The organism is Parabacteroides sp. HGS0025, from assembly GCF_000969845.1.
Lineage (GTDB): Bacteria > Bacteroidota > Bacteroidia > Bacteroidales > Tannerellaceae > Parabacteroides > Parabacteroides gordonii.
Map to the genome: position 1 here is coordinate 318,184 of NZ_KQ033903.1, position 26,354 is coordinate 344,537.

Below are 26,354 nucleotides of genomic sequence, written 5' to 3' on the forward strand. Positions count from 1 at the left end.
CTTCGTTACTTCGTGCAGATCTTTTTCAAGTATCTCACAATTTTCCCTTAACTCGCGAATGGCCTGGTTGATCAGGTCTGCTTCTACTTTTTTTTCATATACAATTTGTTTTTAATTTATATGATACAGCCGGATAGCTGCATTTCTAACAACGAAGCCCCGGAGAACGAATCCTCCGAGGCTTGTTTTTGTCTGTTTTTGCTCTTCACAGAGATCGAACAGAAGAACTTTATTTCATTACTTTAGTATTAATACTGACCGCTTGTTCGCCCTCACGGGGTAATTGGTTGACTCTTGTCCGATATCACCACGCAGTCAATCTAAAATTTATTGATTATAAATAGTTTCTTATTTTACGATTGCTTTTACAGCTGCTTCACCTTCTACGGCTACCACTACTACACCGGCAGGTGCAGAGATTGTAGCGTTGTCAGAAGAAAGAACTGCGTTAGCGATTGTCTGACCAAGAACGTTGCTGATAACAACTTTCTTACCGGCTGCACCGTTGATAGTTACAACACCGTTACCGGCGATAACTGATACAGAAGAAGCGTTGATACCTTCGTTGGCAGTAGGATTACCTTCGTAATCTTCAGTCATGTTGTAAACGTCAGCATTCTTGATATTGTCAACCACTACGATCACACCGTTCATCCATTTCAGGTAACCCGGAGTTGTTTTGATCTTACCAGCATCTTTGCCTGTCAGATTGAAATCAGCAGTTTCGATAACAAATGACTTAGCTGTTGCATCTACATAACGGAATGCAAACTTAGCTTCGTTGAATGCAGCTGTGTTTACTGTCAATTTGTTGTTATCGCTGTTAATGATCAGAGTATCTTTGATATGTTTAGCAGGAACGAATGCCAACTTCACATAACCTTCAGTGTTTGTATACGGATTGATACCGCCATGTTTGTTTGCATCTTCCCATGCAATAGCTGTATCTTTCAGGTTCACCAGGTAACGACCTTCTGTGTAACCTTCAATATCCTGTTCGTGAGAACAGCCAGGGTTGAAGCCGTGTTCCGGACACCATTTACCTGCCGGTACATAGTTAGGTTCAACCATCAACATATACTGAGGACGATACGTATTTGCAGGAGCATAAGCGCTGTCTACAACCATTGCCGGAGCGATTGCCGGGAACTGAACCTGATTGTTCATACCCAGGAACTGACCGTTTTCGAACAATACTTCCTTGTTATTTCCTTCGCGGAAGATAGAGATTGTATCCAGAGAAGTACCCGGAACTGCATTTTCCAAACGACGATACATTTCATAAGCCAACGGAGCTACTACAAAGCGGTCGTTTTCTTCTCTTTCATACAGATCGGTAGAAGAAACCAGACCCTTGTTCAATGAAGAACCTGCATAGGCTTTGTTGAAGTCTTTTGATGTATCAAATGTGTTGTATCCTGTTGTTTCATCCAGGTCTACCGGACGCAAATTCAAAGTATTGTCTGTATCCAGACGCAGTGTAAACTTCGTTGCTTTAGTTACATCTTTCGCAGAAGATACATAAGTGATCTTAGAGAAGTCTGCATCAGCAGCCTTTACATACAACGGTTCGTTATATTGGTTCTTGAATGTATAAGAAACCACTTTCAGTGTATCAAGAACTTCATCATAATTGTTGATAGCAGCGTTGTAATAACCGATTGTGCTAACTACATAAATAGAATCTGTAACAGCATGATCTTTGTCGCGCTTCTGATCGTGAGCGATTGCTTCATAGATCAAACCTTCTTCCTGATCAATGTTCAAACCGATTACGTGATATTCAGCATCTTTATCTTCACCGTGGTTTTCAGTAAACCAAGCTGTATTATCGTAAACACCTGCATAAGAACCGATGTTGAAACGTTGCATTTCCAGCTGATCCAGTGTCTTGTAACCATCTGTTGCAGCGTGGTTAGCTACCGGAGCGATGATGTATTTGTCTGCACCGCTCACGTAAGTATATTCAGAAGTAGTTGTGTAAAGTGAGTTTACACCAACAAATTCGAATGTAACTTCCGGAGTTTCACGGTTAGTCAGTACATACTTATCTTTAGCATCGTTCAATGTCAATGCCCATTCGCCTTCCAATACGTTGCGAACTGTCTTGTTGTATCCATAAGTTGTGTTAGTTTTTCCTGTAGCTACCAGGTAACCTTCAGCTTTTGCATTATCTGCTGAATAGTTGCTGATCTTTTCTACAGTAAAGAATTTACCTTTCTGAAGAACATCCTGCCATTTTGCCAACGTACCTGTACCCAAAGAGAATGTAACAGTTTTAGGACTAGCACCAGCACCCATATATACTGCATCCGGAACTTTATAGTAACCAACTGTTCCAGCACCAGTCAAAGATAAAACAACTTCAGAAGGAGTTGTTTCACCTGCATAAGTTTGTGCAGTGAATACAGCCAGGTCACCAGTTTTCATATCTGAAAGCTTTTCAACAGTAGTAAAGCCCCAGGCTACAGTACCAGCGCCTTCAATCATATCCTTTCTACCGATGATAAACTTTTTACCTGATTTCAAGTTGAAATTGTTACCACCCAAATCAACAACAGTCAGGAAGCCTGTAAACGGATTACCTTTGATATCAGTTTTGCCATTATCGTAAGAAGCAGTTAATGTGATACCACCATTTTCGATCTTAGCTAAGTCAGCAGCAGAGATAGCTTGCAGAGTTCCTTTTGAGAAACTAAGTACGGCTACGGATTTAGCAGAAGTCAAAGAACCATCTGTTTTTTCCCATGACAAAGTAGTACCTGTGATTGCCAAAACTTTACCATCAGCATCTTTTGCAGTAAAGCCATTTGTTCCAGCGATCTTTTCGATATTGAAAGAAACTGCGGTAGCCAATTTAATCTGCTCTACCCCATTAAACAGAGAATAAGAACCATCGTTGTTCAGTTTGATTGTCAGGGCAGCATTACTTACGCCAGTAGCCTCAGCAGCTGTTCCATCAGCTTTTACAGCATTCATAGCTGTTGCATCTCCCGACGGAGTAACATACAACACACCTGTTGTGCCATTTGTCCATGCCAGTGCACCATCAGGAACCTGAGGAACTACAGAAGGAGCGGTTGATGTAAGAGCAAATGTTGATGCATCAGTTACTTTAGAAGATACACCGGTAGAAATAACAGTTTTATAAACCTGTACATTTGTGCTGTTATTCGCATCCACTTCGATAGCAGGGATACTAGCAGCAGCAAGGGTAATAGCATCATTATCAATATCAGTGATACCATTGGAAGTCTGAGTAGCAGACATAATTACACCATCTTCTGTTACTGTAAACTTCGCTTTATCCTGTAAGCCCAACATAGCAACAGTTGTTCCATCCAGATAGATAACGGTTGTTCCGCTTGTATTAACCGCATACTTACCGTCGATTGTTACGTAAACATAACTACCATCAGCAGTTTTTGCATGAAGAGGAGTAGTGGCAATGTGAAGAAAAGCGTCTGCACCATTAGTAGAAAATGCAGGAGAACTACTTAATACAAAATCAGTATTAGTAGCATCTCCAGTCTTCAATTCTGAAGTTCTAGTAGCCTCTGTAAATACAGCAGCTGCAGGGGTACCGTTTTCTCCCAAAGCTGCAGTAGTAGCATCTTGTGTAACGAATTTACCAGTATTGCTTACGCTCTTAAGTTTAAAAGTTGTGGCACCATCAACTATCCATAAGAAGTCATTGCTGGCAGGATCAAATGCTTTGGTAGACAAAGCAGCACCTTCAGCAGACAAAGCGTTGTCTTTATCTACAGCAACCACATACTTTTGCCCACTTACGACTTCACCAGCCGCAGTAACCTTGTAGATCCCCGCTTCCGCAGTCACAGAATACCCGGCTGCCAGAATTGCAGCCATCATCAGAGATAACTTTTTGTTCATAAATTTAAATTTTAATATTAATAATAGTGTTCCTAAAAGCTCTTTAATCTTAGATTCGATACGTTTGGCAATTGTTAAATGACTAGCCAAAACGTTCCTTTTTTCTAGTCATTTTTTTGAGGGTCGATTACTTTCGTGTAAAAAAGAGGGAATTTCATACTAACTTTGCTATCCGGTTGATAAGAAAGCAGATAGATTAGACAAAATAATTCTTAAAAGGATTGCAGATTCAAAATTTAGCAATAACTTTGCATGACTAGAAAAAAGGAACGATTTATCTAGTCAGTCATTTTTTGCACCCTATCCTTTATTATTCAAAAGATCATACCCCTATTCAGACTATCCCTATTTATATAGATATGTACGCGCATGCGTTTCTTAATACACTGTGTATCAGTACCCATTTTTTCAAGTTTTTGTAGTCTATTGTTAAAAGGCGGTATTCAGCCCGTTTTCAGGGTGAAAAACAGGAGTTTCAAAAATGAATTTATAGCAGTTCTATTTGTCGTTTGCTTCAGCAGACAGGCTATCTTTGAAGCCCATTTTAATCATCCTGTCAAAGAAATGCCCGGCTAAAACTATTTTATGTGCCGTTAATTCTTTACATTTGCCACAAAATTAGCAGATATGGCAGAGAGCAAGGATGAACACATATTGAACGTCATTAACTACCCGGAGGATTTACGTCAGTTGCCTCAGGAAAAGCTGGGACAGGTATGTGCAGAGTTGCGTCAATACATAATAGATATACTTTCTGAAAATCCCGGACACCTGGGAGCAAGCCTGGGAACGGTGGAACTGACCGTGGCTCTTCACTACGTATTCAATACCCCTTACGACCGGATCGTCTGGGACGTGGGACATCAGGCCTACGGACACAAGATACTGACCGGACGCAGGGAAGCTTTTCATACACTCCGCAAATTCAAAGGCATAAGCGGTTTCCCCAATCCGGAAGAAAGCCCCTATGACGCTTTTATTGCCGGGCATGCGTCCAACTCGATCTCGGCAGCGATGGGAATGTCGGTCGCTTCGGCCCTGAAAGAAGAAAACAACCGTCACGTAATAGCCGTGATCGGCGACGGAGCCATGACGGGCGGACTGGCTTTCGAAGGCCTCAACAATGCCTCGGCCAACCCGAACAACCTGCTGATCATCCTCAACGATAACGATATGGCTATCGACAACTGCGTGGGAGGACTGAGCCAGTATCTGGTTGACATCACCACCAGCCAGACATACAACAAGATGCGTTACGACGTGTATCGCGGACTGAAAAAGATGAAGCTGATAAACAACGACCGCCGGGGTAATATCATCCGCTTCAACAACAGCCTGAAAGCATTACTTACACAGCAACATAACCTGTTTGAAGGTTTCAGCATCCGTTACTTCGGGCCGGTAGACGGGCACGATGTAAACTATATGATCAAGTTGCTGAACGATATAAAAGATTTGCAGGGCCCCAAGCTGCTGCATATCAAGACAACCAAAGGGAAAGGTTTCAAACCTGCCGAAGAGTCGGCCACCGAATGGCACGCACCCGGCAAGTTCAACAAGGAAACCGGCCAGCGCATCATCGTGCACAACCTCAACGAGCCGCAGCTCTATCAGGATGTCTTCGGGCATACATTGGTGGAACTGGCCGAACAGGACGAACGGATCGTGGGGATTACTCCCGCCATGCCGACAGGCAGCTCGATGATCCATATGATGAAGGCATTCCCCAAACGGGCATTCGACGTCGGGATAGCGGAAGGGCATTCGGTGACTTTCTCCGCCGGCTTGGCCAAAGAGGGGATGATCCCTTTCTGCAATGTATATTCATCGTTCATGCAACGTGCGTACGACAACCTGATCCATGATGTAGCATTGCAGAAGCTGCATATGGTGATCTGTCTCGACCGTGCCGGCTTGGTCGGCGAAGACGGAGCCACGCACCACGGTATGTTCGACCTGGCTTACCTGCGCCCGATCCCCAACCTGACAATCTCCTCCCCGCTCAATGAGCTGGATCTGAGAAACCTGATGTATACCGGCTACAAAGAGGCTCCGGGTACGTTCGTGATCCGTTATCCGCGTGGCAAGGGAGAAATGAAGGACTGGCGCAACGAAATGAAGGTGTTGCCTATCGGAAAAGGTCAACTATTGAACGAAGGAGACGATATAGCTGTTTTATCTATAGGGCCGATCGGGAATGAAGTGATAAAGGCGATCAGCGAAGTGGCAGGCGAAGGCATATCGGTCGCCCACTACGACATGATCTACCTGAAGCCGATCGACGAGGAGTTATTACATGAAGTAGGCAGGAAGTTCACCCGCGTCATCACGATAGAGAACGGGGTGGTAAAAGGCGGATTGGGCAGTGCCGTATTGGAATTCATGGCAGACAACGGATATACCCCGCGGGTAAAACGCATCGGTATACCCGACTCATTCATTGAACACGGATCTATTCCCGAACTGTACGAACTGTGCGGTTTGAATGCCGGAAGCATCGCGGAAGAGATCCGGAAGATGATGAACGATTAATTATTAACAGATCATTGCCGCAGAGACGACAGGGAAATGATTAACAAGTAGCAAAATGAAAATTATTATTGCCGGGGCAGGCGAAGTGGGTACGCATCTCGCGAAGATGTTATCTCAGGAGAAGCAGGATATTATTCTGATGGATCCCAGTGAGGAACGGTTGAATTTCACCAACACCAATATGGAGATACTTCCTATGGTTGGTAATCCGACTTCGATCCGCGACCTGGAAGAAGCCGGGATAAAGAAAACGGATCTGTTTGTCAGTGTCACCCCTGAAGAGACAACCAATATTGCTGCTAGCATCCTGGCTTCGAAGCTGGGGGCACGCAAAACCCTGGCACGCATCAATAACTACGAATATCTGTTACCAAAGAATAAGGAGCTGTTCGAAAAGCTGGGGATCCATTCGATGATCTACCCGGAAATGCTGGCAGCCAGGGAGATCGTCAGCGCGATACGCCGCCCGTGGACGCGCCAGTACTGGGAATTGTTCGGGGGTGCCCTGATCCTGATCGGGGTAAAAGTCCGTGAAAACTCCCGCCTGGTCAACAAACAGCTTGCCGAACTGCTGAACGAGCAGAAGCTTTACCATATCGTTGCCATCAAACGGCAATATGAAACGATCATCCCGCGCGGTACCGACTACGTATTACCCGGCGATATCGTATTCTTCACCACGACGAAAGAGCATATCAAAGATGTACAGATACATGCCGGCAAGAAAGACCCGGAAGTAAAGAAGGTCTTTATCATGGGGGGTAGCCGTATCGCTATCCGCACGAGCCAGTATCTGCCGAACAATATACGTGTCAAGATCCTGGAAACGAATAAGGAGAAGAGCCACCGCATAGCAGAGGTCGTGCCGAGCAATGTATTGATCATCAATGGCGACGGACGCGACACAGAACTGCTTATGCAGGAAGGTATCAAAGACGCACAGGCGTTTGTTGCCCTGACCGACAACTCCAGTACCAACATTCTGGCTTGCCTGGCTGCCAAACGGCAAGGGGTATTCAAGACGGTCGCCAAGATCGAGAATATAGATTATATCCCGCTGGCGGAGAATATGGATATCGGCTCGGTGATCAACAAGAAGCTGATTGCCGCCAGCCACATTTACCAGTTCTTGCTGGATGCCGACGTATCGAACGTAAAGTTCCTTACCTTTGCCAATGCCGATGTGGCCGAACTGGTTGCCCGTCCCGACTCAAAGATCACCCGCAAGCAGGTGAAAGACCTGCATCTGCCGAAAGATCTGACCCTCGGGGGGTTGCTGCGTGACGGCGAACCGATGATGATTAAAGGAGATACCCAAATACAGGCTTACGACCATGTTGTCGTGTTCTGCCTGGAAACGGCCATGCGCAAACTGGAAGATTATTTTAATTAGTATGTTACTGAATGTACGTTTCATAATAAAAATGCTGGGGATGATGTGCATCCTCGAAACGCTGTTCATGCTGATGGCTGCGGTGGTGGCATTTCTTTATAAGGGGAACGACCTGTATCCCCTGTTGATTTCCTGTGGCATTTTGTTCGGAACGGGCGTAGCGCTTTATGCGATCGGTTTCCGTGCCAACGAATATTCTGCCGGACGGCGTGAAGGTATGCTTACGGTAACATTTACCTGGATACTTTTTTCCTTGCTCGGTATGCTCCCTTTCTACCTGGGAGGATATATAGACAACGTAACGGATGCATTCTTCGAAACGATGTCAGGATTTACAACCACCGGCTCAACTATCCTTACTGATATAGAAACCCTCCCCAAAGGTATTCTGTTTTGGAGAAGTCTCACCCAATGGCAAGGGGGAATCGGAATGATTGTTTTTACAGTGGCCCTGATGCCTATTTTAGGCGGAGGAGCTACCCAATTGTTCAATGCGGAAACACCAGGTATTACACACGAACGGTTTCGTCCGCGTGTCACACAGGTTGCCAAACGGCTTTGGGGTGTCTATTTATTCCTTACGCTTCTTCTGATCGGCCTTTTATGGGTAGGGCCGATGGATTTATACGATGCTGTCAACCATGCGTTGACGGCTATCTCAACCGGAGGGTACTCAACGAAAAATGCCAGTATCGCTTACTGGGATTCTGCCTATATAGAGTATATCATTACCATATTCATGTTTATCGGGGCAACTAACATGACGTTGATTTACTTCTGTTTCAACGGAAATGTAAAGAAGCTGTTCCATGACGAAGAGTTCCGCTGGTTCTTCTGGTTTGTGGCTATCATGATCGGCGTTACTACGGCCTGGGTGATGTATCAGGGGTTTGCGACCGACTTTCTATCGGCTTTCAGAAAGGCTTCATTCCAGGTGGTCACATTAGTCTCTACCTGTGGATTTGCTACAGACAATTATATTCCCTGGGGACCGTTCTTCTGGATGATTGCCCTGATACTGATGTTTATATGCGGTTGTGCTGGTTCCACTTGCGGCGGTTTAAAAATGGGGAGGTTTGCCATCCTTTCTAAAAACCTGTTCAATGAATTCAAAAAGCAGACCCATCCGCACGCGATCATTCCGGTGCGGATGGATACACATATCGTATCCGGCGAAATAGTACACCGTGTACTGGCATTCTCGGTAGCTTATATGCTTCTGATCGTTGTGAGCTGTATCGTGCTGATGCTCGACGGACTGGGTTTCGAGGAATCGATCGGGGCGGCGGTTTCCGCCATCAGCAACGTGGGGCCGGGGCTTGGGAAACTGGGGCCGGTCGATAACTTCTCTGAAGTGCCCGTCGTTTCCAAATGGTTCCTTTCCTTCCTGATGATGACAGGGCGACTGGAGATATTTACGGTATTGACTTTACTCGTTCCGGGTTTCTGGAAACAATAAAATAGATGATCATGAAAACACCTGCAATCTTTCTTTTTATCCTCGGTTGCTTCTTTGCCCCCCTGACAGCCCATGCACGGGACACCACCGACCTACTTCCCGAATGGACGTTCACCAACGGGATAGAAGGCCCCGCCACAGATAAGGCCGGCAACCTGTATGCCGTGAATTATGCCAAAGAGGGGACGATCGGTATCGTACGTCCGGACGGGTCGCACGATTGTTTCGTGACCTTACCGGAAGGATCTACCGGCAATGGTATCCGATTCGACAAGGAAGGGAATATGCTGGTGGCCGACTATACCGGACATAACATCCTGAAAGTGGATATGAACACCCGAGAGGTCAGCGTATATGCCCACGAACCGAAAATGAACCAGCCCAACGATATCGCCCTGGCTCCCAACGGCAACCTGTATGCCAGCGATCCGGACTGGCCGAATGAGAAAGGACAGCTCTGGCTGATCACGCCCGACCGGAAAGTAACCCTGCTCGGTAGTAACCTGGGGACGACCAACGGGATCGATGTCAGCCCCGACGGGAAGAAATTATACGTCAACGAGTCTGCCCAACTGAAAGTATGGGTCTACGATATACAGCCGGACGGGACACTCAGGAACAAAAAGCTTTTCCATACCTTCGAAGGTTATGGGATGGACGGCATTCGTTGTGATGTAAAAGGGAATTTATATCTCTGCCGGTATGATAAAGGGACGGTAGCCGTTATCAACCCGAAGGGTAAACTGATCCGCGAAATACGGCTGAAAGGCAAAAAACCTTCCAACATAACTTTCGGAGGTGCGGATAATCGCCGTTGCTTCGTCACCCTGCAAGACCGCGGTTGCTTTGAAACCTTCGTTGCCGAATACCCCGGAAGAGAATAATTATTCACGTTATTGAAGATTTCTTTAGGTCTGATATACGCTTTTGCTTAATTTTGCGTTATAATAGGTACGAATTACAAAGATGTAACGCAAAATGATAGAATATATTAAGGGGGATATCGTAGAGCTGACTCCTACGCAAATGATTATTGAGTGTGCCGGGATCGGCTATCAACTTAACATATCTCTGACTACATACAGCGCATTCAACGGAAAACCTTCCGGGAAAATTTACGTATATGAAGTGATACGTGAAGATGCCCACCTATTATTCGGATTTGCCCTGAAAGCAGAACGCGAGTTGTTTTTGCTGTTGACTTCGGTATCCGGAGTCGGCCCCAATACGGCACGCATGATCTTGTCGTCACTTCCCCCTTCCGAACTTATACAGGTGATAGCTACCAAAAACGAAACCGCACTCACCTCTGTAAAAGGTATCGGACAAAAAACAGCCCAACGCATCCTGGTAGACCTGAAAAACAAGGTAAAGGCCGGAGATATGGCAGTTGGAGGCACAGCAGTTCCGGCACCCGGCCACGGAGCAGTTGCCGAAGAAGCAGTTGCCGCCCTGGTTATGTTGGGATTCCAAAAGACAGCTTCACAGAAGGCAGTAAGCTCGATACTGAAAAGTTCGCCTATGCTGGCTGTGGAACAAGTGATTAAAAGTGCACTCAGAATGCTTTAATAGTTGACAGGGAGGGCGGTTCGCAAACAACCCTTACAAGTGACAGTTGACAGTTTGAAATGAAAAAGAAAACTCTTAAATATCTTATTTGGGTAACCATACTGCTATTCGGGGTCGGCATGCTCTCGCTGAATGCCGATTACCTGACATATACGGCTACATTGCCGGATATTCAGCTACTGGACGGACAGGATATGCCCGACGGGAAAGATACCGTACCGGCAACCCGTTACCCGGTTTCCAAAACCATACCGCAGGACTATGAAGATTTGACGAAAAAGTCACCGATGGACTTACGCGACCCGGAGAACGTAAAAACAGCCGTTGAATATGATCTTAAGACCGGTTCGTATGTCGTTCGCACCCGCTTAGGAGACAAAGACCTGACTACACCTATCTCCCTGACTCCCGAGGAGTACCAGGATTATAGCATGCAGCAGTCGCTCCGCTCCTACTACCGCCAGAAGAATGAGGAGGAGTTTCAAAAAGAAGCCGACAAGAAGTTCAACCTGGCTGATATGCAATTCGGTATCGGTGCGGCAGAAAGAGTGTTCGGCCCCGGTGGTGTCCGCGTAAAGACACAGGGATCGGCCGAGGTTACGATGGGGCTGAAACGTAACAGTACGCAAGACCCTTCACTTCCCGAACGGGCTCGTAGCCGCACTTTCTTTAACTTCGATGAGAGCGTACAGCTGAATGTACAGGCTAGCGTCGGTTCGAAAGTGAACTTCGACATGAACTATAATACAGAGACTTCGTTCGATTTCGACTCTAAAAAGCTGAAGCTGGCCTATACGGGTGAGGAAGACGAGATCATCAAGTCGCTGGAAGCCGGTAACGTATCGATGACTACCAGCAACTCCCTGATAAACGGTGGAGCGGCTTTGTTCGGTATGAAGGCAGACCTTCAGTTCGGTAAATTGAGGGTGAACGCCTTATTCGCACAGCAGGAGTCGGAGTCTAAAACCGTAAACTCGAAAGGTGGCGTACAAACCAAACCGTTCGAACTGACAATTGATAAGTATGACGAGAACCGCCACTTCTTCATGGCGCATTACTTCTATCATAATTATGATAACGCCGTTGCAAAGTTACCTCAGATCAACGCTCCTCTTACAATCACCCGCATGCAGGTATGGGTAACCAATACGAGAGGTAACTACGACCAGGCACGCAATATCGTTGCTTTCACCGACCTGGCGGAGAACAATAAAGAATACATATACAACAACCAATTTACAGTAGTTGGCATGCCCCAATATCCGGCCAATGATGCCAACACCTTGTATAGCCAATTGCAGGGTCGGTATAGTGGCGCCCGTGACATCACACAAGCTCAACAAGTCCTTTCCGACCTGGTCGGTGGAGTAGATTATGAGGAGGTGGAAAGTGCCCGCTTACTGGATGCTTCGGAATACACATACGACAAGCAGTTAGGGTATATCTCGCTAAAAACGACCCTGCAGCCTGGTGATGTGTTGGCTGTTGCTTACGAATATGAATATTCAGACGGGGGAACAAAGAAAACCAAAAGAGTCGGAGAGTTCTCGGATGACTCCAATATCACTCCCAGCCAGGCAATCTTCGTAAAGTTATTGAAAAATACGAACATGACCCCTTCCATGAAGTTCTGGAAGCTGATGATGAAAAACGTTTATTCGCTGGGGGCTTACTCCGTCCAGAAAGAGAAGTTCCGTCTGGATGTGACGTATCAAAGCGATACGACAGGAACCTACCTGAACTATCTGCCCGAATCGACTAATCCAAAGCAAATATGGATCCGCATCATGGGGGCCGACCGACTGAACTCTCAGAATCAGGAACATTCAGACGGTTTCTTCGACTTTGTGGAAGGATATACCATTCAAACGGAGACTGGTAAAGTCATATTCCCGAGCGTCGAACCGTTCGGTTCGAGCCTGAAGAAGAAAATGACAGACCTGAACATATCTGCTGCTATTGCAGACAAATATGTCTTCCAGGAACTATACGACTCGACTCAGACTGTTGCCCGGCAGATAGCCGAAAAGAACAAGTTTAAGATGACGGGGGAATACAAAGCTTCTTCCGCCGCCGAAATACAATTGGGCGCCAGCAACGTGGCACGCGGATCGGTACGTGTAACTGCTGCCGGAGCCGTCTTGACTGAAAACGTGGACTATACGGTCGATTATACATCCGGTACCGTTACTATCCTGAATGAAAGTATTATCTCTGCGGGAACTCCTGTCAGCGTAACATTGGAAAACCAGACGGCTTATAGCATGCAACGAAAGACGATGGTAGGATTGGATCTGAATTACCAGTTCAACCCCAATTTCTCATTGGGAGCTACCATTATGCACATGTCGGAAATGCCACTGACTACCAAAACAACGATCGGTGACGAGTCCATCAAAAATACACTGTGGGGGTTGAACACCTCCTACAAGGCAGAAAGCCAGTGGTTGACTAATATGTTCGACAAACTGCCGCTGCTCACTCTTACACAACCCAGTCAAATTGCATTTAATGCTGAGTTTGCGCATTTGATTGCCGGCCACTACGAAAGTAAAGAAAACGGAGGTTATTCTTATATCGACGATTTCGAAGCGACCCAAAGTGGCTACGACTTGCTGAGTCCTTATCCCTGGAAGCTGGCCAGTACACCGGCCGACGACAACAAAGCGACTGCTTTATTCCCCAATGCAGATAAGGTAGACGATATTGCATATGGTAAAGAACGTGCCTTGTTGGCCTGGTATTACGTAGATGGTCTGTTTACCCGTAGGAATTCCAGCCAGCGGCCTTCGTATATGACAAAAAATGACCTGTCCAATCATTATGTGCGTGAGATTCAGGTATCCGAGTTATTCCCTGACAAAGATATGGGATATAATGAAACTAGTACGATTAATGCACTCAACCTGGCTTTCTATCCTAATGAACGCGGGCCGTACAATCTGGATGCAGATCAGGTTAATCCGGATGGTACACTACAGAACCCTGAAAAACGTTGGGGCGGTATCATGCGCAAAATAGATCAGAGCGACTTTGAAACTGCCAACGTTGAATATATCGAGTTCTGGATGCTCGACCCGTTCCTTGAAGATTCAAATAAGATTAATACCGGAGGAGATCTTTATTTCAACCTAGGTGAAATATCAGAAGACGTTCTGAAGGACGGAAGAAAGTTCTTTGAGAATGGTTTACCAATCGACGGTGACCAGACTAAAGTAGACTCTACCGTATGGGGGCTTGTTCCCAAGCAGCAAAGTACTGTCTATGCTTTTGACAATACAGCCGGAACACGTGACAGACAGGATGTCGGTCTAAACGGTCTGTCTGCCGAACAAGAGCGTGAATACCCTACTTACAAGGAATTTATAGAGAAATTAAAAACCAAGCTGGCTCCCGCAACCATCACAGACATGGAAGGTGACCTCTTTTCTCCACTCAACAATCCGGGAACAGACAAATACCGTTACTTCCGTGGAGCAGACCTCGACAGCAAAGAGCTAAGTATCCTCGAGCGTTACAAACGGTACAATGGAACCGAAGGGAACTCCGCTGAAACAGGTAGAAATGGAGAAAGATACGATACATCCGCTTCAAAAAATCCGGATGTGGAAGATCTGAATCAGGACAATACCATGAATAAGAATGAGAAATACTTCGAATATAAGATTACCATCAGTCCGAACGGGTTGAAGGTAGGAGAGAATTATATCGTAGATGAGAAGCCTGCAAGACCTACACTGGCCAACGGCAAGAAAGACTCAGTAACCTGGTACTTGTTCAAAATACCTATCAAGAAATACAACCGCCGTGTCGGAGCCATCAACGACTTCAAGAGCATCCGCTTTATGCGTATGTATATGACGAACTTCAAACAGCCGACCATACTCCGCTTCGGCTCGTTCGAACTGGTTCGTGGTGACTGGCGTTCGTACGAACAGGACCTGTCCGACCCTAAAGTGCCGGTACAGTCGAATGGTACACTGGAAGTTTCATCAGTAAATATCGAAGAGAACAGTACACGTACACCTATCCACTATGTAACACCGGAAGGCGTAAGCCGTGAGATTATGACCGGACAGCCTCAATACGTACGTCAGAACGAACAATCACTTTCGCTGAAGGTCACTGAGCTTTCTCCTTTTGATGCACGCGCCGTCTATAAAAACACATCTTACGACCTGCGCCAATACAAAAGGATAGAGATGTTCACTCATGCGGAAGCACTGGTAAACGACTCGAATGTCCCCACCGATGGCGACATGTCCGTATTCATTCGTTTAGGCTCCGACTATAAGAACAATTATTACGAATACGAAGTGCCGTTGACCCTGACTGCTCATTCAACAACAGCCTCTAATAAAGAAATCTGGCCTGACGCAAACAAGATCAGTTTCGCATTCGAAATACTGACCGACCTCAAGTTAGAACGTAACAGCGACAAACGCAAAGGAGTAAGCGGTGTTAATTTTCAGACCGTCTATTCGAAGCCTGACCCCAACAACGGGCTTAACACGAGAAAGATCGTCGGTAACCCGAGCTTGGCTGAAGTAAAAACCATCATGATTGGTGTCCGTAACAAATCGAATACGGTAAAAAGTGCCGAAGTCTGGGTAAACGAACTACGCCTAAGCGATTTCAACGAGTCAGGCGGATGGGCTGCCAATGCCAACCTCAACGTGGCTGTGTCCGACCTCGGAACAGTGAACGTGGGTGGACGTATCGAAACAGCCGGTTTCGGTGCGCTCGACCAGTCTTTGTCCGAACGCCGTATCGACGACTTCTCACAGTATAATATTGCAACCAATATCGAATGGGGTAAATTCTTCCCTGAAAAGGCGAAAGTAAGTATCCCGATGTACTACGCTTATTCGAAAGAAATGACCAAGCCTCAGTACAACCCGCTCGATCAGGATATCAAATTAAAAGATGCCCTCGATGCAGTAGAGACAAAAGCCGAGAAAGACTCGATCAAGAACTTCTCGGTCGATAAAACCGTGATCAAGAGTATCTCGTTCAACAACGTGAAAGCGGATATCCGCAGCAAGAACCCGATGCCTTACGACCCGGCCAACTTCTCGTTCGGCTACTCTTTCAGTCAAAGCAAAAAGCAAAATCCGGAAACCGAATACGAAACGACCAAGGATTACCGTGGAAACTTAGCCTACAGCTATACCCCGTACGTAAAGCCCTTCCGTCCGTTCCAAAAGCTTAAGAAGAGCAACGGGTACACCCGCTATATCAAGCAATTCAGCCTGAACTATGTTCCGTCGAACATCAGCTTCCAGACTGCCATGATGCGCAACTATTACGAATTGCAACTTCGCGACCTGGAAGATACGGGTTATAAGCCGGAAGCATCCTTCAGCTCGACCTTCTACTGGGATCGTGCTTTCAGCCTGCGCTGGGACTTCACCAACAACCTGAATATGACATTCACCTCTGGTACGAATGCACGTATCGAAGAGCCGTACCAACAGGTGAACAAAGAGTTGAACCCGAACGGATACGAAATCTGGAAAGACTCCGTGAAGCAGAGTATCGCCGACCTGGGTACGCCGATGAAGTACGACCAGACATTCAACGTGACCTGGAACCTGCCTTTGCAGTATATCCCCGTGCTCGACTGGGTTAACAGCTCGTTGACCTACAATGCGCAGTATAACTGGGATCGCGGAGCCGAGGTAGAGTCCACTTACGAAATAGGTAACACCATCAAGAACAACCGGCAGATCGATATGCAGAACAGTTTGAACATGCTTTCGCTCTACAACAAGAACAAGTTCTTGAAAAAGGTGAACCAAAAGTTCTCCGCCACCCGTACGTCGGCCAAGAAGAAGGAGCAAAAAGAGATCAAACTGGAGAAAGACATCCAACTGAATATGGATAGCGGAACAGTCGTTCAACACGGTATGTTCACTAAAAAGGTGCGTATCACCGCACGCGGAGCCGACGGGAAAGTCTACGCCATCAAGTACAAACCGATCAACTACGCACAGGTGATGATCCTCAATAAGGATACGGCTCATCTGAAACTGACGATCAAACCGGGCCCCAAAGCAACTGAAGACTTCCTGTATAAAACAGCCGAACACGCTTCACGCTTCCTGATGATGGTACGCCGTATCAATATCCAGTATCAGACCACCGATGGTATGATGATCCCCGGATTCCGTCCGATGATCGGCGACATCTTCGGTCAGGGACGATCGGCGGGTGTCTTGTCGCCCGGTCTGGGCTTTGCCTTCGGTGCCGTAAACCGCAGCTATATAGATGATGCCAAAGAACGTGGCTGGCTGGTCGACGACAACCCCAACAACATAACCCCTGCCGTAATAAGCAGTGCCAAGAACCTGAATATACGGGCAAACCTGGAACCGATAACCGGCCTGAAGATCGACCTGAATGCAAACCGGGTAGATACTCGCAGTACCGAAATACAATATGCGTACAACAACATGACTGAACAGACAGGCGGAAACTTCCTGATGACAACCATCGGTTTGAAAGGTTTCTTTAAAGGTAGCGGCAATGCCGATAACGGTTATGCATCGGACGTATTCAACAAATTCATCGAGAACCGTGAGATCATAGCCAACCGTCTTGAAAACCGGTACAGCGGAACCACCTATCCCAACAAAGGCTTCCTGACTGAAAACGGACAAGGCGGGGAAGAATACAAAGGCGGTGGTGTCAATAAGAACTCCGCCGACGTGCTGATTCCGGCTTTCCTGGCTGCTTATACAGGAAAAGACCCGAATAAGATTTCGTCGTCGCCATTCCCGGCTCTCCGCAATCTACTTCCGAACTGGCGTATCACTTACGACGGACTGGTTCGCATTCCGATTATAAAGCAACACTTCAAGAGCGTTATGCTGAGTCACCAGTATGTGTGTACATATAATGTCGGCTCCTACAACTCCTATTCTACCTGGGTAGACGGCGGGCTGGGCGACAACCTCGGATTTACACAAGGTTCTAATAACCTGGCAATACCGTCGTCTCCGTACGAAATATCATCCGTCAGTCTTAACGAAAGCTTCAACCCGTTGCTGGGTGTCGACGCTACGATGCTGAACAATATCACGATCCGCATGGACTATTCGACTTCACGCAATCTGAACCTGAACATTTCATCTTACCAGATCGTGGAAGCGCTTTCCAACAAATATACGATCGGATTGGGATATAAGTTCGCCGAGTTCAACAAGATCCTGAAGATGAAAAAGACACGCGACTTCAGCAACGACCTGACCGTGCGTCTCGATTTCTCATACAACAAGATGCAGTCGTTGATCCGTAAGATCGAAGATAGCTTTACACAGGCCACCAGCGGTAACATTGCCAAGACGATCCAGTTCTCTGCCGATTACGGATTAAGCCGCGCACTGACCCTGCGTGCCTTCTACGACTTGCAGATCAATGAGCCGCTGATCTCTAACGCATCCTACCCGACAAGCAACTCCAATTATGGCGTTGCCCTGAGGTTCTCGCTGGCACAGTAAGGAGGGGTTTAAAACATATGGTAGTTCTTCAGCTCCTTCCGCAAGGCCAGTGCCTTATTGTCTGTCAGGCTATCCAGAAGTTTCCAGAAGCGGTCGCTATGGTTCATCTCGATCGTATGGCAGAGTTCATGGAGCAATACATAATCGATCAGATGCCAGGGGAGCAGCATTAAGGAGAGGGAGAGGTTGATCGTCCGCCGGGTGCTGCAACTTCCCCAGCGGCCTTTACTGTTCATGATCCGCACTCCCGTACAGGTAAAGTTATGTTTGGCGGCCAATGCCATCAACCGGTCGGGCAGCAGGCGCTTGGCCTCATGGCGCAACGCTTTTTCCAACAGGTCTTTCAATAGTTGCTGCACCTTTTCCGACTCGAAACGGGTTCCGGAGGGACAGGCTATACGAAGGATGCCATCCTTCAGCGTCATATAATAATTGGTACGGTCGGTACAGAATATTTCCAGCTTGAAAGTAGTAGCCTGCAACGTCGTCGTCTCATCGAGCAACGGACGTGCCGGATGCTTTTTCAATGCCGCAAGAAGCTTCTGCCGGTTCTCTTCTATAAAAGCCAGCATCCTACGCTCGTCGCCACCTACCGGCATAGTCGCAGTGATCATTCCCTTCGATATTTTCAACGTATAGCGGGTAGCTCGCGGAGTAGTACGGAGAAGGATGGTTCCCAGATCATTGTCGTGTATCTTCTTTTCCATATTCAGCACAAAAGTAATACTTTAAAGGGAAATAATATTACGGTAGAAATGCTTATCTTTGCGCCCGGTATTAGATATTTAATAAGTATAAACTATATAAATAAGGCAATCATGAGCAAGAAAGCACTTTTATTAATCTGCGACGGCTGGGGTATCGGCGACCGTGGTAAAGATGATGTAATCTACAACACTCCCACCCCTTACTGGGATTCACTGTTGGCAACCTATCCTAACTCTCAGTTGCAGGCTTCCGGCGAAAACGTCGGTTTACCTGACGGACAGATGGGTAACTCGGAAGTTGGCCACCTGAACATCGGTGCAGGCCGCATCGTTTATCAGGATCTGGTGAAGATCAATATCGCATGTCGTCAGAACACTATCCTCGACAATCCGGAAATCAAACGTGCTTACAGCTACGCGAAAGAAAACAACAAACAGATCCATTTCATGGGGCTGGTTTCAGACGGTGGCGTTCACAGCTCACTGGAACATTTGTTCAAACTGACTGATATCGCTAAGGAATACGGAATTGACAAAGCATACGTTCATTGCTTTATGGACGGTCGCGATACCGACCCGAAGAGCGGTAAAGGCTTCATCGAACAACTGGAAAACCACCTGAAAGCAAGCAGCGGCAAGATCGCTTCTATCATCGGCCGTTATTATGCTATGGATCGTGACAAACGCTGGGAACGTGTGAAAGAAGCATACGATCTGATCGTGAACGGTACAGGCAAACCGGCTGAATGCATGGTTACAGCTATGGAAGAGTCATACGCAGAAGGCGTAACCGACGAATTCATCAAACCGATCGTACACGTGGAAAACGGCAAGCCGGTAGCTACTATCGAAGAAGGCGACGTAGTTATCTTCTTCAACTACCGCAACGACCGTGCGAAAGAACTGACAATCGTTCTGACTCAGCAGGATATGCCGGAAGCAGGAATGAAGACTATTCCTAACCTGCAGTATTTCTGTATGACTCCGTACGATGCAAGCTTCAAGGGTGTTCACATCCTGTTCGACAAAGACAATGTAGAAAACACATTGGGCGAATTCCTTGCCTCTGTCGGTAAGACTCAGCTGCACATTGCCGAAACAGAAAAGTATGCACACGTTACTTTCTTCTTCAACGGTGGACGCGAAACTCCGTTCGATGGCGAAGACCGTATCCTGGTTCCGTCTCCGAAAGTAGCTACTTACGACCTGAAACCGGAAATGAGTGCATTCGAAGTAAAAGACAAACTGGTTGAAGCGATCTACACCAAGAAATACGACTATATCGTTTGTAACTATGCCAACGGCGACATGGTAGGCCACACCGGTATCTACTCGGCTATCGAGAAAGCGGTCGTTACCATCGACGCTTGCCTGAACGACACCGTTGAAGCTGCCAAGGCTAACGATTACGAAGTGATCATCATCGCCGACCACGGTAATGCCGACCACGCATTGAACGAAGACGGCACCCCTAACACGGCTCACTCTTTGAACCCTGTTCCTTTCGTATACGTAACAGCCAACAAAGATGCTAAAGTAGAAGATGGTATCCTGGCTGACGTTGCTCCTTCCATCCTTCACATCATGGGATTGAAGCAACCGAAAGAAATGACAGGAAAATCTCTGATTAAGTAAATGATTCAAATAGGCGATACATTGGTAAGCCTCGATCTGATCGAGGCTTATTTTCTTTGCGACCTTGCTCAGTGTAAGGGCGTCTGTTGCGTAGAAGGTGATTCCGGTGCACCGCTCGACAAAAGCGAAATAGCCCAACTCGAAAAGGCACTCCCCATCATCTGGGACGACCTCTCACCCGAGGCGCAGGCAATAATAAACAAACAGGGAGTAGCCTATATCGATTGCGAGGGCGACATCGTGACCTCTATCGTCAACGGCAAGGATTGTGTTTTCACCTGCTACGACAGCGACGGCACCTGCAAGTGCGCCATCGAAAAGGCCTACCGCGCGGGGAAACTGTCTTTCTACAAACCGGTATCCTGCCACCTTTATCCGGTGCGCGTTGCCCAGTACAAAGACTTCCGCGCCGTCAACTACGACCGCTGGAAAATATGTAAGGCTGCCGAACTGCTAGGCCGGAAAGAAGCACTTCCTTTATATAAATTCCTGAAGGAACCGCTTATCCGTAAGTTCGGACAAAAATGGTATGAGGAACTCTCCCTTGTAGCCGAAGAATGGATAAAGCAGAAAGAGGAAGAAGCAGGCGAACTGTAATACTCTTTCTCATAAAGTGATAATCAAAGGGCTGTCGTTACCAAACGACGGCCTTTTTTTGTAGCTGCAAATCCCCTGTTTCTCTTCCTGAAAACCCACCAAAAACGACCCTTTAACAATTCCCCGCGAAAACCTGAAAAAACGGATGCTGATACACAGGATATTAGGAAACGCGCGCGGGTACATATATATATAAATAGGGGTAGTCGAATACAGGGAGTAATCTGTTGAATAATAAAGGATAGATGGCGATATAGGACTGACTAGATAAATCGTTCCTTTTTTTTAGTCATACAAAGGTATAGCTTAATTTTGAATCTGCAATCCTTTTCCAAATTATTTTACCTAATCTATGTGCTTTCTTATCAACCGGATAGCAAAGTTAGTATAAAATTCTCCCTTTTTTACACGAAAGCAATCAACTCCTCAAAAAATGACTAGAAAAAAGGAACGTTTTGGCTAGTCATTTGCTAAAACATACGTTTCCGATCTAAGGTTAAAAGGCTTTTTAAGTAACACTATTATTAATATTAAATTAAAGATTTATGAACAAAAAGTTTTCTACTCTGGTAGCAAGCATCCTGCTTGCTTCAAGTATCGGAACTGTTAATGCTGCTACTCCTGAATTCGTGAAGTTCAAAGACGCGGGTACAGTTGCTACATCTGTTAAACAGGGGGCAGCATTTCAGTTGGCTAATGGGGACGGTCAGGTGCTGGCATTAGTTCGTACAGGTGAAGTCTACAATTACAAGTACGAATTGAAAATGGTTGCTGCTGGTAGCAATGCAAATCTGGCAGAAACATTATGGAAAATCACTTATCAGGAAAATAAAGAAGGTGGCCCTTCATTTACTTTCGTAAGTGCAGCTTACGGTATTCCATTGTCATTCACTCCGAGAAATGTGGATGCAAATGGTGTTATTTCTGAATATCCTGGTACAGATGGCTTGTGGAAATGGCTTCCGTCTCTGAATGTAACAGGTGCTAACGAATTTGCTCCGACAGCTTTGATCAATAACTATAGCGCAAAGTTAGATTCCGCTGTTGTATTGGCTACTTCTGCCGGAAAAGTTGTTGCTCAGAGATATAAAACTTCTGGTGGCGTACCTTCTAATGCATTGAACTTACAGCCGATTGTTGCTGCTTCTGTTGTTTTGGGTGCTGACGACCTGAACTCAATGCTGATGACTCAGGATGCTGACAGCAAATTTAAACTGACTTTCAATGACGATGTAAAAGGCTCTGAAATCGGCAACCTTTGGACAAAAGGCTTGTTGAAGGCTGAACCGGCTATTTACAATTCTCCGGTTGTTTATTCTATCGAAGGAGTTGCTGATGCTACTTATTATTCCGCTGACGAGGCTACTGCTGCAGCTGCCGGTTATGCTGCTGCTCAAGCTATCAATACAGCTACATATGCACAGGGCCTGATTAATGACGTTGTTGTAGATGATGCTGTAAGTGCTTTTAAAGCAGAAGTTGCTGCTGCTGCAACAGGTGACGATTTCGCTGCTGCTACTACTGCTGCTAAAGAAATCACAGCAGCTCAGACTCTTGAAATTAGTACGGCAGCTGCGAACCTTGCTGCTGCTACAGCAGTGAAGGCTGAGATTGAAAAGGGTATCACACCTACGCCTGCGAATAATACGGCTGAAGCTGAAATTAAAGTTGCATTTGATAATAGTAATATATCAACAGCTATAGAAGCAAATGCTAAAACTGCATTAAAAGATCTTTTTGAAGCCTTAGTTACTGAAGCGGTTACTACAGAAGAAGGACTGACAGCATTAAATAATTCTGTTGATGAATTGGCTGCTGCTCTTAAAGGTCATGCTGGTGAAGTAAAAACTGTTTCAGATGCTAATCAGGCGGGTGTTCAGACTGCATTAAAAGCATTGTCTTTTAATGATGGTGGTGAATATGATGGTCTTTTAGAAGCACTGGTTCCTAATTCAGGTGAGTTTACGGCTGAAAGAGCGAATGATTTGTTGCAACTTTTAGATGCCGCAGTAGGTGAATTAGAAAACGCTTATGCTGGCTTAAATATAGCTTTGGAACAGCCTGTTAAGGATGCTTATCTTGATGCATTGGCAGGCTATAAAGTATCTGTAGAAGGTGATGGCTTTACTAAAGAAAATGTTGCAACTGTTGTTGATGCAGCTATTGCTAGCTTGGATCAGCCTGCAGGAACAGATACTGATGATGGATGTGCAGCGTTTGTTAATGCTGCTTTAGATAAATTTGTAGCTGTAGAAAATGCCGACAAGTTGACTGTTGCTATTGCTTCTATTGAAGAAGCTTTAGATGCCGTAAAACCTGTAGCCGTTAAAACTGCTGCTGAAGCTGCTGCTAAAGAAGCTGCTGATAGTAAAACTGTAGGAGATGAAATCGCTGCTGTTTTAGGTAAGGCTTATGATGATGCTTTGAAAGCAAAACCAGAATTGACTCTTGCAGATGCAATTGCAGCAATTACTGCAACAGCTATCGAAGAAGGTGGTGTTAAAGACGAAGGTGAAGGTGGTAGAGAAGTAGAAGATGTAACAAAACTTGCTGACTACGTAATGCTGTCTCTTGACAAGAAAGACGCTAAGAAAAATGCCCTGTATCTGGCAGTTGATACAAACTTCGTAACGAGTGCATCAGGAAGACGTAATTTGACATTTGCTGAATGGTATTACAATATGCCGAAAAAGAGTAATGGTGCAGCTATGCCGGTTGCTATGCAGAGAGACTATAATGGTCACTTCAACTTTAAGTTCACTTATTATCCTACTCAGGACTCTTTGGATATCGTAACTGACGGTTATGCAATGTTACCTGCTGAAGGTACTAAGTATTGGGCTGATATCAATGATCCGAAACCGACATATTCATATGAAGGTAATGGCAAAACTGTTATGTTGGCAGTATTAGCAAATACTCATACTGAAGCAACAGTCGGTGAACCTCAGAATGTATCCGGAACAAACCGCACTACTATCAATACCCGTATCGGTTTCAATGTAAACTTGGCTCAGGGTGCAGAAATTGCAGAAGGAGTATATACTATTCAGTATGTTAGCTATGATGTAGAGAACAAAGATCAAAATGGTCGTTATTTGGTAGCAAACTGGTTGCCGGAAGGTCAGGCAATAGCTACAGTTGAAGATCAGAATCTGAATCATATCCCTGCTGCACAGTGGATGCTTTCTCATAATAATGGTAGCAATATTAATACTATTGTAAACCGTGAATCGGGAGAATCGTTATATTATTATACTAATGCAGCTTATCTGCCTGTACAATATCTGTATGCAACAGCAACAAAAGATCTGTACACAACTGTTTACGGTGACTCTTTGAAACTGTCTCAGATTACTGACAAGGTAGCTTTGGCTGACTCTACATTGGGTTATTATGCAGCTGCTAAATATAATGATGAAACAGCTGATCAGTTGGAAGTTTATGCTCTGCGTTATTTGAATGAAATCGAAGGTTTGTTCGTTAATTATACAGAAAAGGATTCTATCCTGAATGTAACAAAAGCAGAAGAAGCAGAAGCTTTCTTCCGTTTGATTCCTACTTTTGATGCTGTACAGTATGGTGCTTCTGACGAAGATATTGCAAAAGATCTGTATCGTCAAGCTTATTATATCCAGTTGGAAACTCCAAACAAGAATGTAAAGGATGAAGATAAGCTGTATGTTTCTGTAGATGTTAATGGTAAATACAGACTTGTAACTCGTAAATATGAAAAGATCGATGATAAGAATGTATTGACATGGACTAGCGTTCAGCCGTTCTTGTTGAAAGAATTCAAAGAAGTAGATGGTACATGCAACTACGCAATTATAGAAGCTAAGGCTATCTCAAACGATAAAGAAGAAGTTATCGGTTATGAACCGTCTGCTTGGAAGATTTCTGTAAAAGACTATCCTTCAATCCTGATTACTGAAAAGTTGGAAGGTGAAATGAAAGGTTGGTATGGTTATTCTGAAGACGGTCGTACTTCTACATTCGCTCTTATCCAGAAAGATGCTCCTAAATATCGTCGTCTGAATGTAACAGATGCAGAAGATGGTCTGAAGGATATGGATGTAAACAATGCTGAATTCTATGTAACTCGTAATTCAAACCGTTTCTTGTATGAAAATACAATGAACAAAGTGGCCGGTTACGAAGCAGATCCTCTGGGATTGAATTTCTTAGGTGATTTCAATGAGAAAGAAATGGATAGCAACGCTGCCATGTTTGTAGATACTGCTTATGTACGTAACAATACAAACCGTCCTCAGTATATGCTGGCATTACGTCCTGACTTTACTCCGGTTCTTCAGGATTGTCCTTACGATCCCGCTCACGGTAAACATGAAATTCCTCAGGTTAAGGCTAGCTACCTGGTAACATTGGCTGACTCTGTTGCTAACGCTGCTAACAAGACTGAAGAAACTAAGTTTACTTATGAAAACCGTAAATATACTCGTTTGGCATTCGTGGATGGTATTCACCGTGGTGATAGCCTGATCATCCTGAGCTCTAAGTTTACAGGAACTAAGAATGCAGCTAACGACACAATCGATCTGAGCAAGAATGCATTCGTTGAAGGTGCATGGCAGTTCCGCCTGACAGGCAACGAAGGTGCTGAGTTCTATATCGAAGGTGCTAAGAACAATAGCTTTATCCGTTTAATCAATGGTGTAGCTGTTCTGACTGATGATATTACAGATGCAGAACGTTTCAACATCAATAAAACAGATAAGACTCCGGTTTCTAACGAAGGTATTAACGCTGCTGAAGTATCAGTTATCGCTGGTAACGGTATCGTAACCATCAAGGGTGCAGCCGGCAAGACAGTCGTTATCACTAACGTACTTGGTCAGACAATCGCTAACACAGTTCTTTCTTCCGACAACGCTACCCTCTCTGCTCCTGCAGGTATCGTAGTAGTTGCTGTAGAAGGTGAAGCAGCTGTAAAGGCTATCGTAAAATAAGTAACTATTTATAATCAATAAATTTAAATTTGACTGCGCGGTTGATGCCCTATACAAGAATTAACCAAGTATCCCGTGATGGGTGAACAAGCGGTC

11 protein-coding genes are annotated in these 26,354 nt (G+C 45.5%); 9 read left to right on the top strand and 2 right to left on the bottom strand.

What is annotated here, in order from left to right:
• Window positions 1–348 precede the first annotated feature (348 nt).
• Window positions 349–3,894, bottom strand: coding sequence for a DUF6383 domain-containing protein (locus tag HMPREF1212_RS27375; protein ID WP_232430158.1), 3,546 nt, complete (start codon window positions 3,892–3,894; stop codon window positions 349–351).
• Window positions 3,895–4,521: 627 nt separating this feature from the next.
• On the opposite strand from HMPREF1212_RS27375, the gene dxs reads away from it, so the two are divergent.
• The 6 genes from dxs to sprA all read left to right on the top strand — a co-directional run bounded on the left by dxs (window position 4,522) and on the right by sprA (window position 18,349).
• A complete protein-coding gene (gene dxs, locus HMPREF1212_RS18520) occupies window positions 4,522–6,426 on the top strand; it encodes a 1-deoxy-D-xylulose-5-phosphate synthase (protein WP_046150631.1) in 1,905 nt (634 codons plus the stop codon).
• 55 nt (window positions 6,427–6,481) lie between these two features.
• Window positions 6,482–7,819 carry a Trk system potassium transporter TrkA gene (trkA, locus tag HMPREF1212_RS18525; RefSeq protein ID WP_028727123.1) on the top strand — a complete coding sequence of 446 codons (1,338 nt, stop codon included), beginning with the start codon at window positions 6,482–6,484 and terminating at the stop codon, window positions 7,817–7,819.
• 1 nt (window position 7,820) lies between these two features.
• A complete protein-coding gene (locus tag HMPREF1212_RS18530; protein WP_028727124.1) occupies window positions 7,821–9,278 on the top strand; it encodes a TrkH family potassium uptake protein in 1,458 nt (485 codons plus the stop codon).
• An 11-nt stretch (window positions 9,279–9,289) separates the two neighbouring features.
• Window positions 9,290–10,162, top strand: coding sequence for an SMP-30/gluconolactonase/LRE family protein (locus HMPREF1212_RS18535; RefSeq protein WP_046151230.1), 873 nt, complete (start codon window positions 9,290–9,292; stop codon window positions 10,160–10,162).
• Between the two features lie 94 nt (window positions 10,163–10,256).
• A complete protein-coding gene (ruvA, locus tag HMPREF1212_RS18540; RefSeq protein WP_028727126.1) occupies window positions 10,257–10,847 on the top strand; it encodes a Holliday junction branch migration protein RuvA in 591 nt (196 codons plus the stop codon).
• Window positions 10,848–10,906: 59 nt separating this feature from the next.
• On the top strand, window positions 10,907–18,349 hold the full coding sequence (gene sprA / locus HMPREF1212_RS18545) for a T9SS outer membrane translocon Sov/SprA (RefSeq protein ID WP_046150632.1): 7,443 nt from the start codon (window positions 10,907–10,909) through the stop codon (window positions 18,347–18,349).
• An 8-nt stretch (window positions 18,350–18,357) separates the two neighbouring features.
• Here the strand turns inward: sprA and HMPREF1212_RS18550 are convergent, their stop codons facing one another.
• Window positions 18,358–19,056 carry a M48 family metallopeptidase gene (locus HMPREF1212_RS18550; RefSeq protein ID WP_046150633.1) on the bottom strand — a complete coding sequence of 233 codons (699 nt, stop codon included), beginning with the start codon at window positions 19,054–19,056 and terminating at the stop codon, window positions 18,358–18,360.
• Window positions 19,057–19,167: 111 nt separating this feature from the next.
• Here HMPREF1212_RS18550 and gpmI point away from each other — a divergent pair, with 111 nt between their 5' ends.
• The 3 genes from gpmI (at window position 19,168) to HMPREF1212_RS18565 (ending at window position 26,258) form a co-directional block, all read left to right on the top strand.
• Window positions 19,168–20,691 (top strand): 2,3-bisphosphoglycerate-independent phosphoglycerate mutase, encoded by a 1,524-nt coding sequence (gpmI, locus tag HMPREF1212_RS18555; protein ID WP_046150634.1) that lies wholly within the window; start codon window positions 19,168–19,170, stop codon window positions 20,689–20,691.
• Window positions 20,692–21,288, top strand: coding sequence for a DUF3109 family protein (locus HMPREF1212_RS18560; protein ID WP_028727130.1), 597 nt, complete (start codon window positions 20,692–20,694; stop codon window positions 21,286–21,288).
• A 545-nt stretch (window positions 21,289–21,833) separates the two neighbouring features.
• The gene (locus HMPREF1212_RS18565) at window positions 21,834–26,258 is read left to right on the top strand and encodes a DUF6383 domain-containing protein (protein ID WP_046150635.1); all 4,425 of its coding nucleotides are present in this window, start codon (window positions 21,834–21,836) and stop codon (window positions 26,256–26,258) included.
• Window positions 26,259–26,354 lie beyond the last annotated feature (96 nt).